Raw genomic sequence first — 12,771 nt, 5'->3', positions numbered from 1 at the left:
TAATGAGCAGCTATAACGGCTTTGATTAAGGTATCTAAAATGCAGTTTAAACTTGCGAATGTTGTACTTAAAGTTGAAAAGCATGCAAAAGATTTTCCCGAACTCTACTATCGCGTGCTCTCCGGTGATGCCTTATATGATGACGACATTCATTCACTTCATGTCAATGGACACGTTGACTTTCTGACGTATGTGAATGGCTTATCTGCTGGCAAATGGCACCAATATGCGTCTGTTGACAGCGTCGTCTTGCATTTGGCTTTATTTGGCAGAGGCCGGGTTGTCGTTCATGGGGTGAGATCTGGCGAGCTGAATCCTGTTGAGCTTAAATCGAATCCTTTTGTTGGCGATCGAGTTGATCCTTGCGTTCTCGATATTGATATTGATACAGTCGGCTACGACTTAATCGGTTTTAGGATTGAGAGTGATGAGGGCAATTCCGTAGACCTTTTGAACGCCTCTTATCTGACTGATGTTCCTGAGGACTCAATTAACCCGATCAATCTTGCTCTTTCTACCACCACGTTTAAGAATGAACAGTACATTCTCCCTAATATCGAGCTCGTTAAATCCGGCATTTCTAACGAGGACGGTCCAATCCACGACCACTTCCACATGTTTGTCGTCGACAATGGGCAAACGCTCGATTCCGCATCGCTTTCCGATGATCTGGTCACCGTGCTCCCGAACCCCAACACGGGCGGTTCGGGAGGATTTGCACGTGGAATGATGGCGGCTACCGAAACTCCTGGTCAGTTCACGCATATCATTTTGATGGATGACGATGTCTCCATCATGCCCGAGAGTTTGATCCGTACGTACAATCTCCTCTCTCTTGCGAAGGGAAAATATAAGGATGCCTTTATTAACGGCGCCATGCTCTCAATGGAGGATCCTACTCGCCAGTTCGAGGATGTCTCGTATGTGGCGACCACCGGCGCATATCGTCGTGTAAAAGAAGATCTGAATGTTGGTGGGTTGTCCGATATTCTCAAAAACGAGCGCACGTGTGTTGAGGTTGACCAGGCTTATGGAGCCTGGTGGTATAGCTGCATTCCGGTGAAGGCTATCGAAAGGAATGGCCTTCCCATGCCCTTCTTCATCCGCTGCGACGACGTTGAGTTTGGCATGCGCAATAAGCCTGTCTACATGACCATGAATTGCATTTGCGTGTGGCATGCAAGCTTTGAGGGCCGCTTCCGCGCTTCGGTTGATTGCTACCAGTACTTCCGCAACTTCTTTGCCATGATTGCTCTCGATGATTGTGCTGATGAGAAAATGTTTGTCCTTCGTATTCAGCGAGGGGTACGTCAGAACTTGCGCGATATGGACTATCAGGCTGCCGAGTTTATTCTCGATGGCTTTGAAGATTATCTGCGTGGCCCTGAGTATCTTCAGAAGCTTGATGGCGCCGCGACGATGATCGGTAAGGGTAAGCTAAACGAAAAACTGATTCCTGTTTCCCAAATGGATCCTAAGCTTCTTCGCAAGGCCGGGGTTACGGAGCAAGTTCTCGCTAATGTTAATCTGGAATTCCATCCTTCAAAGTTTATGAAGTACTGGAGATCCATTCCTTACGACAAACACTATCTTCCCGATGCGCTGTTGCGCGGAAAGCCCGGCTATGTGGTCAAGAACGGCAGCTGTACGCTTGAGGGCAACTCGACGCGTTGCAAGACGCTGGTCTTTCTTGATCCGACCCGTGAGAAGGGGTCGGTTCGCACGATGGATCGAGCGCGGTTCAAGAGCATTCGCCGCCGAGAGCACGAACTGATGGCGCGATACCGTAAAGAAGGTAAGAGCGTCAGGGGGGCATGGAAAGATGCCATGCCGTACATGACTTCACGAGAGTTCTGGGAAAAGTATTTAGGTCTTAAATAAGAAGAGGTCCGGATTAAGTCCGGACCTCTTCTTATTTTGAATAGGTTTTATAGGCTTGTAGCTCCCACTGCTTTCGTTCAACCTTCGCAACCGAGTCGAGGATAAGTCCCGTTGCCAAGCTCAGCCCACACAGGAACATGAATGAGGCCACAAGTATGGCGGTGGGGAAGCGGGGGACTAAGCCGGTTTGGAAGTACTCAGCAACAATTGGAATTCCGAGGGCAAGGCCTATGATGGCAAAGATGAGCGCTATAAGGGTAAAGAACTTGAGCGGACGATAGTCTTTAAAGAGCGTTCCAATCATTGCGATGACCTTGATGCCGTCGCTGACCGTGTTGAGTTTGGATTCGGAGCCGGCAGGTCGATCTCGATACTCCACCGGCACGTCTTGAATGCGCCAGCGGTGGTCGACGGCGTGTATAGAGAGCTCGGTTTCAATCTGGAAGCCCTCGCTCAAGACGGGGAAGGTTTTGACGAAAGGCTTGCTCATGGCTCGGTAGCCGGTCATCACGTCGTCAAAGCTGTAGCCGTAAATCCACTTGATCATGGCGCGAACAAGGTTGTTGCCAAACCCGTGAAAGGCTCGTTTATTCTCTTCGGCATAGGTGCCGTTTGAAAGACGATCTCCAACAGTCATATCTGCTTCGCCGGTAAGGATGGGCTCGCAGAGTAACTTAGCGGCTTCGGCGGGGTACGTATCGTCGCCGTCAACCATCAAGTAACACTCGGCATCGATATCTCGGAACATTTGGCGACACACGTTGCCTTTGCCCTGCCTGGACTCGTGGCGCACCGTAGCCCCGTGCTGCTTGGCGATTTGTGAAGTGCCGTCGGACGAGTTGTTGTCGTAAACATAGACAACTGCACCGGGTAGCTCTCGATGAAAATCGTCGACAACTATGCCAATCGTCAGCGCTTCGTTGTAGCAGGGGATAATGACGGCGATATTCGAACAGTCCATGTGGGGCCTTCCTTACGACTTAACTGGTCAAAAGTATACCTATCGTTCACCTTGTTACTTAGATATGGGTTAGTTCTCCAGATTTGTTGCGGTGGGTTATCGTCAACGTGGGAGGGCTATACTTTCCACTGTTATGTTTTACGAGACAAGGAGATGGTCCGTGGCTGACAACGTAGAGAGTCAGAAAGCGGTGGCTAAACCGGCCTCTCACGCTAAAAATGATTTTGAAAAGGACAGGTTCATTCTTAAGCAGCTTGTCACCAAAGATTTTAAAATCAAATATCGTCGCAGTGTTCTGGGTGTGGCGTGGTCCGTGCTTAACCCGCTGCTGATGATGATTGTTATGTCGATCGTGTTTTCGACGATTTTTGCTCAAGGTCGCAATGGCTCCATCACGCCCGAGATGTATCCGTTGTACTTGATTGTCGGTAACGTGACGTTCTCCGTCATGTCCGAGTCAACGAATCAGGCGCTGATGTCCATCATATGGGCCTCCTCTTTGTTGAAAAAGGTTAAAGTGCATCGCTGGGTATTCCCAGTGCAGAAGGTATTGTTTTCGCTTGTTAACTTTGCTTTCTCTTTGGTTGCCGTCGCTTTGGTCATGCTTTGGTTCCATGTTATGCCCACCTGGCATTTAATTCTGCTGCCGGTTTGCTTGCTGCTGCTTATGTGCTTTTGCATGGGCTTAGGCATGATGCTGTCGGCATTGGCGGTCTTTTTCCGCGACGTTATGCACCTGTGGACCGTTGTTATCACGGCCTGGATGTATCTGACGCCTATTTTCTGGACGACTGATTTTATTGGTCAAATGGCTCGTTGGATTCAGGTGCTTGTTGTGGTGAATCCCATGTACAACTACCTGCAGTTTATGCGTGATATTTTCCTGTTCAATACGGTGCCCTCCGCGCTTACCTTTGGCCTGTGTGTTGCTTGGGCTATTCTTGCCCTTGCTATTGGCTATACCGTGTTCCATAAGACCGAGCATAAGTTTATTCTCTACATCTAAGGAGTGCTGTTTATGACTGAATCTGCTATTGATTACAGCAAGCAGCCCCTTGCTGTTGAGGTCAAAGACGTCACCATGATCTTTAACATGGCGTCTGAGTCGCTTACAAACCTTAAAGAGTACTTTATTAAGCTCGCAAAGCACGAGCTGTTCTTTGAGGAATTCCGTGCGCTTAAGCACATTTCGTTCGATGTGCATCGCGGCGAGGTCGTTGGTCTTGTTGGTACTAACGGTTCCGGCAAGTCTACGATGCTCAAGATCATCGCTGGCGTTTTGGAACCGAGTGAGGGCGAGGTTAGGGTTCACGGTAATATCGCGCCATTGATTGAGCTAGGTGCCGGCTTTGACCCCGAGCTTACCGCGCGTGAGAACATCTATCTGAACGGTGCGCTGCTTGGCTATACCAAGGAGTTTATCGATGCGAGCTTTGACGAAATCATCGAGTTCGCTGAGCTCAAAGACTTCGTTGACATGCCGCTGAAGAATTTCTCTTCGGGCATGGTTGCGCGTATTGCCTTTGCTATCGCCACGATTACCGAGCCCGATATCCTAATCGTTGATGAGACGCTTTCTGTTGGCGATGTCTTTTTCCAGCAGAAGTGCGAGCGCCGCATTCAGCACTTTATCGAGAGTGGCGACGTCACGGTCTTATTCGTTTCTCACTCCATGGAGCAGGTTGAGCGTATTTGCCAGCGTGCCGTATGGATCGAGAAAGGTGATCTACGCATGGATGGTCCCGTGGATGAGGTCTGCAAGGCGTACCACGACCAGTTCAAGTAGGTTCAACTAGGTTATAATTACTTGCGCCTGACAGGCTTGCGCTTGCTTGGGCGTGCGGTTATTTGCTCCATTAGCTCAGTTGGATAGAGCAGGGGACTTCTAATCCCAAGGTCGACGGTTCGAATCCGCCATGGAGCACCAATAGAGTTTTTGAAGACCCGGTTATTATGTCGGGTCTTTCCTTTTTTTGGCATATGGGCATGCTATTGCTTTAACACGGTTGCGAGACATGGGGATGACTTGCAGCCTATTTTGCTTGTCTCTCCCTGTCATGCCTATCTTGTTGTCAATATTGCTTTATCGGTGTCTTGGTATGATATGTGATGCATTATCGGTTTACCGATATTCTATCTGGTGTTACGACGTGCTTTCTGGTAACGGCGGGCGGTCGTTTTTCCCTAGGAGCTTGCAATGATTGATTTTCGCAATCCGTATACGCCCGGTGCCGGCGCGATGCCCAAATATCTTGCTGGGCGCGACGATATTCTTGAATCAGTTTCTCTTCAGCTCAAGGCGCTTGCTGCAAACTACCAGAGCCGTTCGTTCGTTTTGTACGGCCTTAGGGGTGTTGGCAAGACGGTGCTGCTTAACTCGATTGAATCAATAGCCGAGGACGAAGGTATTCTTGTCCGCCATATTGAGGTCGAAGAGAAGAAGGGTCTGATTGCTCCTTTGGCTTCGGCTTGCTGTACGCTATCGGCTTCGCTCAATAGAATTGAACTCGTTAAGAGTAACTTGGAGCAGATTAAGAACTTGTTTACATCGTTAACGTTATCTGTTGATGTGGGCGATGGCTCATTGTCTTTGGGCTTTAATGAAGAGGCTCTGGGGGAGGCTCTCGCCTCGTCTCATAATCTATCTGGCGATTTTACCGATGTGCTTGTCGTTTTGGGAAAATATGCTCAAGCTGCAGGAGCTTCGATCTTTATTGGAATTGATGAGCTGCAGTATGCAAGTAAAGAAGAGCTTGAGGCCTTGGCATGCGCACTCCATCGTGCGACTCAGCTTGGCCTTCCCGTTATGTTTGGCTGCGCCGGCTTACCCAAGCTTCTAAAGATGTTGGGCGAAGCCAAAACCTATTCCGAGAGACAATTTAACTTTGTCAAAGTCGATTCACTTCCCCGTGACAAGGCGGTTGAGGCTATTGTCAGGCCAGCGTTAAAGCTCGATGTGAGCTATTCCGATGAAGCGATTGATTCCATCATCGACTACACAGAGGGGTATCCATATTTCATCCAGGAGCTTTGCTCGACCATTTGGACTTCATCTGATTGTAAGTTCGTTTCTCTGGAAACCGTGCTCAACTGCACCTCTATAACGGATGCACGTCTTGACGAAGGTTTCTTCAGCGTTCGATACGATCGATGCACCCCAAGGCAAAAGGAGTTTCTGGTTGCCATGGTGCGATGCGGCGAGCTTCCTTGTACGCTCGCTAATGTAGCTCATTATATGGAGAGAGACGTTTCATCTATTGGACCTCTGCGAGCTCAATTAATTAGCAAGGGCATGATTTACTCTGCTGCAAGGGGAGAGGTCGATTTTACTGTGCCTCAGTTTGATCGTTACTTGCGTCGGATGGAACGAATTTCTTAGTCGGTCTTATAAGATGTCGCCATTACTCGCTATCAATTCGTCGCGCTTATTCCTCTCGCCCCACCCTCTGAAGATGTTCTAAAACAGTTTTATAAGTTGCCTGGAAGCTACATTGACAGCGTAAAATACGAATGTTTGGCTATGGCAAAAGTGGATTTTAGGGGAGGGGGGCACGCCGTGGAGGTGCTGGTTGTTGGCAATACCGCGTATGTTGACGACGACTTTTGTGCCAAGGCGTTTCCCGGTGACCATGTTCAGGTTGTAGCTGCCGATGATGCGCAGCGCGAGTCATCGCCCCACACCTCGTGGAAAGAGTTGCTGCGCCACCTGGATCAGGCCTACGAGTTCGACCGCGTGGTCTACCTCTCCACTTATCTTACTCCGCACACCGAGACCTTTGGCGACATTGAGCTGCTGCGCTCGGTGTTTCGTGCCTGCATGGGCCGCCGTGTGCAGCTGCTGTTTGTGGCGGGGCCTGCGGGCGCGGAGGTTGCTGACGGCGCGGTGAGCAATGCCGATTCGCTTGATGCCACAGATGCTGCCGCCCAAACGGGTAAGGGCATTATTGCCCGCGCGGCCAACGACCTCTGTCGCTACTACGCCGCGCAAGATGACATCCAGGCCAAGATCCTGTGCACCCCCTATCTCTATACAGCATCCGCGGCGCTCAACGACCCCTTCTTGGTGCCGCTGTTCGAGGCGTGCTCGACCGGTTCGGTCGCGTTCCAAGGTGCCGCGGACGCGCCGTTTCCCCTGCTGTGTGCCGAGGAGCTTGCGGTGCTGGTATATCGCGTTTTTGATAGTTGGGATGCGACCTTTGGGACGCTCGATGTTGCAGATGCTTTCCATCACACAGCGGGTGATTTGGGCGGTGCGCTCCAGGGTCTGTTCCCCGGGCTGTCCGTTGCCTATGGAGAGTCGGTCGGCTATGCGTTGCCCGCAGGCGATATCGCTCGCAAACGCTATGGCTGGTTTCAACGTTACGACCTGCTGCGCGACCTTTCGACCATCCATGCCCGCTGGGCTAACAACCGCACCAAAAAGGTCAACCCCTTGCGTGCGGCGATCGATCGCATCCAGCTGCGCACGCTGCCCATTAAATGCCTGGAGACGGGCTTCGCATGGGTGCTGTTCGAGGTGCTGGAGCATCTGTTCTCCCAATCTACCCAGCTCAACGTGCTCGACTATCGTCTGCTCTATGTGGTCCTCATTGGCACACTCTACGGGCTCGACTTTGGCCTGGTCGCCGCACTGCTGGCATCGGTGGGTTTGGCCGCAAGCTACTTTACCCAGTACGGTTACACCTTCGAGGGTCTGTTCTACGAGCCTTCCAACTGGCTGCCGTTTATTGCGTACTTTGTGGTGGGCGCCGTGTGCGGCTATGTGCAGCTGCGCAACAGCGAGGCCATTAAGGCGGAGCGTGACGAGAACGAGCTTGTGCGAAACCGCAACACGTTCCTAACGCGGCTCTATCACGACGCGATTGAGGACAAGCGTGCCTATAAGCGACAGATTGTGGGGCGCCACGACAGCTTTGGCAAGATCTTTGCCGTGACACAGGAGCTCGACGTACTCAACCCGCGCGATATATACCGCAAGTGCTGCGAGCTGCTGGGCGAGATTCTCGAGAGCGATTCGGTGACGATCTACCATGTTTCGGGCGGGGCATTTGCGCGCCTGGTAGCGGCGAACCCGGCGATTTCCAACGATGTGCCGCGCTCGCGCTCGTTCGATGACCTTGCGCCCGTGCTCCAAGGTGCGATCTCGGGTTTGTGGGTGAACCGCGCGCTTACGTCGGGGCTTCCGATGTTTGGCTATACGATCGAGCGCGATGGAGCCCCCGCCGTGTTGATCTTTGTGCGTCACGTGGCCGAAAGCCAAATGACCCTGTACTACCAAAACCTGTTCCGCATCCTGTGCGGCTTGGTGGAGAGTGCGTTGGGACGCGCTTTCGATTACGAGGCCGTGGCACAGGATAAGTGCTGCGTTGCCGGCACGTGCGTGCTCAAACAGGCGGCCTTTGGCAAAGAGCTTGCTGCCGAACAGGCGCTGGCTGACGGCAAGATGGGGAGCTATCTGCTCCTGCGCGTGGTGCCGGGCATGGAGCCTGTTGGCGAGCTGGTCGGCGCGATTGGGCCGGCGATTCGTGAGAGTGACGCTGCGGGCTTGGTCGATGGAGACACGCTTTACCTGCTCATGCGTCAGGCGACCGAGGCTGACCTGCCGGTTATTTGTGCGCGCTTGGCCGCCAAGCACATTACGGTGGAACCCGTTGGCAGCGAGGATGTTGTGGCCCTGCTGCAGCGCATCGCGCCCGCTGACAACGGTGAGGGGGAGGCCGCTTGATCTCGCTTGCCGTTGCTACCGTACTGCTATTAATTCATGTGCTGGTGTGTTTGGTGCTGTGGACGCTTATGAAACTGGGCCTGCTGCCGGTGCGCGGGCACATGCTGGCCGTGATGGTGCTCGTACCGTTGTGGGGCCCGCTGTTAGTGGTGCTGCTTATCGCGCGCAGCGCGGTGTTCGGTGACGACCTTAAGGACGCCACGCTGGAGGCGCTGCGCATTAACGACGACATGCATCGCAGTATGCTCGTGCAGGGACGCGAGGGCGATGATGGCGTGGTGCCGCTCGAGGAAGCACTGATCGTCAACGACCCGGGTGACCGCCGCCGCCTGATGCTCTCTATGCTTACCGAGGATCCGGATGCGTATCTGGCGCAGTTGCAGGCGGCAAAACTCAACGACGATGTTGAGGTCGCGCACTATGCCGCGACGGCGGTGGCTCAGATTTCCAAGGAGTCCGACCTTAAGCTGCAGCAGCTGGAGCGTGCCTTTAAGACCGATCCGAGTGCGCAAAACCTTAACGCCTACTGTGACTACTTGGGTACGTATCTTGCGTCCGACTTGGCCGAGGGCCGTGTGGCTCAAATTCAGCGCCAGCAGTATGCACGGTTGCTTGCACGTCGCTGTGAGCGCGAGGACGGGCTTGCCCTGCGTGTTCGCTATGCCACGGCGCTGGCCGATACCGGTGAGGTTGATGAGGCAGAAGACGTTGCCGAGCGGTTGGTGGCCGATGCCCCCGATGAGCAAGATGTTTGGATGTTGTGCCTGCGCTTGGCCGTATTGCGCCGCGACGGCGAGATGGTGCGGCGGGTGATTGATGCCGTTGATAAGCAACATGTGTATTTGAGCGCCGAGAACCGTGAGAAGCTGGCATTTTGGCGTGAAGGAGAGGAGGCCCGATGAGCGTGGCGCAACGTGTCCGCGACCGTGCGGGCCATTTTCGCTGGATGGGGCTGCTCGTGGTATGGGCGGTCTTTATCGCCATGGCCGCCGTGCTGCTGGTGGAGCGCGCGGGCGTGCAGTACGGCGCCGGACAGCACAAGCTGGGCATGCTCGCCGCCAACGATGCGGTGCCGGCCTCCTCGGCGATGTTTGGCCAAAAGCCCACGTGCCTCGTCATTTCCGATACCGACCAGGCGGGTGTCGAGGACGTCAAAGAGCAGTTTGACCAGATTCTGCTTGACATGAAGATCGCCCACCGCGACGTGGATATCGCCACCGATGGTGTTGATGCGATTCCTTCCCTCACATCTTTCGATCGCGTGATTTTACTGATGCCGTCGCTCGATGCGCTCGGTACGCACCTGACCGACATCATGAGCTGGGTGAGCGCCGGCGGCTCGCTCATGCTCGCCATGCCGCCGGATAATTCGAGCTGCCTGCAGGTGATTGCCCCCAAGCTTGGCATTGAATCGGCGGGCTACGAATACGTGACTGCAGAAAGTATCGTGCCGAGCGAGGAATTTATGCTGGGTGGGGGAGAGCGCTACGAGTTCTCGGACCCCTTTGATTCGTCGCTTTCGGTGTCGCTGCGCGATACGGCGCGCGTCTGGGCAACGACCGGCAATGCGGGCGTCCCGCTCATTTGGTCGAACGAATGCGGCAGCGGTCGCACCGTGGTGTGTAACATCGGCATCTACGACAAGGTCATGCGTGGTTTCTACGCTGCGGCGATTAGCCTGTTGGGCGATGCCACAGCCTATCCGGTCATCAACAGCGCCGTCTTCTACTTGGACGACTTTCCCAGTCCCGTGCCCTCGGGCGATGGCACCTACATCAAGCGTGACTACGGGCTTTCCATCGCCGACTTTTATGTCAAGGTCTGGTGGCCCGATCTGCAAAAGCTCGCGCAAAAGTACGACATTCGCTATACCGGCGTGATGATCGAGAACTACGAGAACGCGGTCAACCAGGCCGAGCCCGCGCGCCAGCCCGATACCACGCAGTTCCGCTACTTTGGCGGCATGCTCCTGCAGATGGGCGGGGAGCTGGGCTTTCATGGTTACAACCATCAGCCGCTCGCGCTCTGGGATACCGACTATGGCACGCTGTACGACTACAAGACGTGGAAGAACAAGGAGACGCTCGTCGCATCGCTCAACGAGCTCATTGCCTTCCAAGACGATGTCCTGCCCAACGCGCACGGCTCGGTCTACGTGCCGCCGTCGAATATCCTTTCGGTCCGCGCGCGCAAGCTTATCGGCGCCGACGTTCCGCGCATTAAGACCATCGCCAGTACGTATTTTGAGGATGGCACCGATCTGCCGTACGTGCAGGAGTTTAGCGTGGCGAGCGACGGCATTGTGGAGCAGCCGCGTATTGTATCGGGCAGCATGGTTGATAATCCCTACATGCGCCTGGCCGCCATGTCCGAGCTCAACATGCACTACGTGAGTACGCACTTTATGCACCCGGACGACCTACTCGATCCCGATCGCGGCGCCAGGCAGGGCTGGGAGGTCTACAAGGGCGGCCTGACCGACTACCTTGACTGGCTTACCAAGTCGGCGCCCGACCTACGTCGCCAGACCGGCTCGGAATGCTCGGGTGCTATTCAGCGCTTTTCGTCTGTGACGGTGAGTGTGAATACCAGCGCGGATGCCTGGACGCTTAGCTTGGGCAATTTCCACGACGAGGCGTGGCTCATGTTCCGCGCCAACAATGGTGAGCCGGGCGCAGTCACGGGTGGTGAGATTACGCATCTGACGGGCGATCTGTACCTGGTCAAAGCTACGGACAAGACGGTGACGATCGCGCGCAGGGAGGGCGGCGACAAATGAGAATCTGTTTGGTACTCGAGGGCTGCTACCCCTACGTGCACGGCGGCGTGTCTACCTGGATGCACGCCTACATTACGGCTATGCCCGAGCACGAGTTTGTGCTGTGGGTGATCGGCGCGCATGCCGTCGACCGCGGCAAGTTTGTTTACGAGCTGCCCGGTAACGTGGTCGAGGTACACGAAGTGTTCCTGGACGATGCCCTGCGGCTTTCGGGCGAGCAGGAAGAAGTCGACTTTGACGAGCGTGAGTGCGAGGCGCTACGCCGCCTGGTGTCGCTGTCCAATCCGGACTGGGACGTGCTGTTCGATATCTTCCAGCGCCGTCGCGTGCATCCGCTCTCGTTTTTGCAGAGCCGCGCATTTATGGATATCTTTCGCGACGTGTGCCTGGCCGAGTACCCTTACACGCCGTTTGCCGATGCGTTCCACACCATGCGCTCCATGCTGTTGCCGGTGCTCTACCTGCTGGGCAGCAAGGTTCCGGTGGCCGATGTGTACCATGCCATCTCGACCGGCTACGGTGGCCTGCTCGCCTGCCTGGGCTCAAGCGTTCACCATGCGCCGGTGCTGCTGACCGAGCATGGCATCTATACGCGCGAGCGCGAGGAAGAGATCATTCGTGCCGACTGGGTGGTGCCGTCGTTTAAGGACCGCTGGATTCGCTTTTTCTACCTGCTTTCGGAGGAGATCTACCGCCGCGCCTTCCGCGTGACGAGCTTGTTTCACAACGCCCGTAAGACGCAGATCGGCATGGGCTGCGATGCGGATAAATGCCTGGTTATCCCCAACGGTATCCGCCTCGATCGCTTTAAGGACATACCCTTAAAGCCCGATGATGGCTGGGTGGACATTGGCGCGGTGGTGCGCCTGGCGCCCATCAAGGACGTCAAGACCATGATCTATGCCTTCTTTGAGACGCACGAGCGCTTGCCGCGCGTGCGGCTGCATATTATGGGTGGCGTGGACGACGAGGAGTACGGTGCCGAGTGCCATGCACTCGTTGACACCTTGGGCGTGCGCGACCTGATCTTTACCGGTCGTGTCAACGTGGTCGAGTACATGGAGAAGCTCGACTTTACCATTTTGACGAGTATCTCCGAGGGTCAGCCGCTCAGCGTGCTGGAGTCGCTCGCCGCGCGTCGTCCCTGCGTGACGACCGAGGTGGGCTGCTGCCGCGAGCTGCTGGAGGGCGCCCCGGGCGATGACTTTGGCGTGGCTGGCTTCGTGACCCCGCCTATGTATCGCAAGGGCTTGGCCGATGCCATGGAGCGCATGTGCACAAGCCGCGCCCGCCGTATCGAGATGGGGGAGCGCGGTCAGCGTCGCGTGGCCACGTACTTTTTGCACGAGCAAATGCTCGCCAACTACCGCGCGCTCTACGACGAGACAGCCCGCGCGTTTGGTCTGCCCAAAATGGAGGTGTAGC

The 12,771-nt window shown here is 54.9% G+C and carries 9 protein-coding genes and 1 tRNA gene; 9 read left to right on the top strand and 1 reads right to left on the bottom strand.

Features of this window, described 5'->3' with window-relative positions:
• Positions 1-39 precede the first annotated feature (39 nt).
• The gene (locus GT495_RS05390; RefSeq protein ID WP_161162046.1) at positions 40-1,881 is read left to right on the top strand and encodes a glycosyltransferase; all 1,842 of its coding nucleotides are present in this window, start codon (positions 40-42) and stop codon (positions 1,879-1,881) included.
• A gap of 31 nt (positions 1,882-1,912) precedes the next feature.
• Here GT495_RS05390 and GT495_RS05385 read toward each other — a convergent pair whose 3' ends face one another.
• Positions 1,913-2,842 (bottom strand): glycosyltransferase family 2 protein, encoded by a 930-nt coding sequence (locus GT495_RS05385; protein WP_161162045.1) that lies wholly within the window; start codon positions 2,840-2,842, stop codon positions 1,913-1,915.
• A gap of 160 nt (positions 2,843-3,002) precedes the next feature.
• Between GT495_RS05385 and GT495_RS05380 the strand changes: the two genes are divergently transcribed.
• The 8 genes from GT495_RS05380 to pelF all read left to right on the top strand — a co-directional run bounded on the left by GT495_RS05380 (position 3,003) and on the right by pelF (position 12,770).
• Positions 3,003-3,848: an ABC transporter permease gene (locus tag GT495_RS05380; protein WP_370457597.1), complete on the top strand. Its 846-nt coding sequence runs from the start codon at positions 3,003-3,005 to the stop codon at positions 3,846-3,848.
• Positions 3,849-3,860: 12 nt separating this feature from the next.
• Positions 3,861-4,628, top strand: a complete 768-nt coding sequence (locus tag GT495_RS05375) for an ABC transporter ATP-binding protein (protein ID WP_161162043.1) — start codon at positions 3,861-3,863, stop codon at positions 4,626-4,628.
• Between the two features lie 64 nt (positions 4,629-4,692).
• Positions 4,693-4,769 (top strand) — tRNA-Arg (locus GT495_RS05370).
• A 270-nt stretch (positions 4,770-5,039) separates the two neighbouring features.
• On the top strand, positions 5,040-6,221 hold the full coding sequence (locus GT495_RS05365; RefSeq protein ID WP_161162042.1) for an AAA family ATPase: 1,182 nt from the start codon (positions 5,040-5,042) through the stop codon (positions 6,219-6,221).
• Between the two features lie 177 nt (positions 6,222-6,398).
• On the top strand, positions 6,399-8,567 hold the full coding sequence (locus GT495_RS05360; RefSeq protein ID WP_161162682.1) for a DUF4118 domain-containing protein: 2,169 nt from the start codon (positions 6,399-6,401) through the stop codon (positions 8,565-8,567).
• Positions 8,564-9,469 (top strand): tetratricopeptide repeat protein, encoded by a 906-nt coding sequence (locus GT495_RS05355; RefSeq protein ID WP_161162040.1) that lies wholly within the window; start codon positions 8,564-8,566, stop codon positions 9,467-9,469. Before GT495_RS05360 ends, GT495_RS05355 begins: the two co-directional genes overlap by 4 nt.
• On the top strand, positions 9,466-11,346 hold the full coding sequence (locus tag GT495_RS05350; protein ID WP_161162039.1) for a DUF2194 domain-containing protein: 1,881 nt from the start codon (positions 9,466-9,468) through the stop codon (positions 11,344-11,346). The genes GT495_RS05355 and GT495_RS05350 overlap by 4 nt, the downstream gene beginning before the upstream one ends.
• A complete protein-coding gene (gene pelF / locus GT495_RS05345; RefSeq protein ID WP_161162038.1) occupies positions 11,343-12,770 on the top strand; it encodes a GT4 family glycosyltransferase PelF in 1,428 nt (475 codons plus the stop codon). Before GT495_RS05350 ends, pelF begins: the two co-directional genes overlap by 4 nt.
• Position 12,771: the final 1 nt, after the last annotated feature.

It is taken from the genome of Collinsella sp. BIOML-A6 (assembly GCF_009875845.1).
In the GTDB taxonomy this organism is placed as follows: domain Bacteria; phylum Actinomycetota; class Coriobacteriia; order Coriobacteriales; family Coriobacteriaceae; genus Collinsella; species Collinsella aerofaciens_H.
The sequence above is the reverse complement of the archived record's forward strand: the minus strand, read 5'-3'. Positions and strand labels throughout refer to the sequence as shown.

What these genes read in the sequence shown, in the direction of transcription:
- pelF (WP_161162038.1), top strand. Translation starts at nt 11,343, where the DNA reads ATGAGAATCTGTTTGGTACTCGAGGGCTGCTACCCCTACGTGCACGGC.
- GT495_RS05390 (WP_161162046.1), top strand. Translation starts at nt 40, where the DNA reads ATGCAGTTTAAACTTGCGAATGTTGTACTTAAAGTTGAAAAGCATGCA.
- GT495_RS05385 (WP_161162045.1), bottom strand. Translation starts at nt 2,842, where the DNA reads ATGGACTGTTCGAATATCGCCGTCATTATCCCCTGCTACAACGAAGCG.
- GT495_RS05365 (WP_161162042.1), top strand. Translation starts at nt 5,040, where the DNA reads ATGATTGATTTTCGCAATCCGTATACGCCCGGTGCCGGCGCGATGCCC.
- GT495_RS05375 (WP_161162043.1), top strand. Translation starts at nt 3,861, where the DNA reads ATGACTGAATCTGCTATTGATTACAGCAAGCAGCCCCTTGCTGTTGAG.
- GT495_RS05350 (WP_161162039.1), top strand. Translation starts at nt 9,466, where the DNA reads ATGAGCGTGGCGCAACGTGTCCGCGACCGTGCGGGCCATTTTCGCTGG.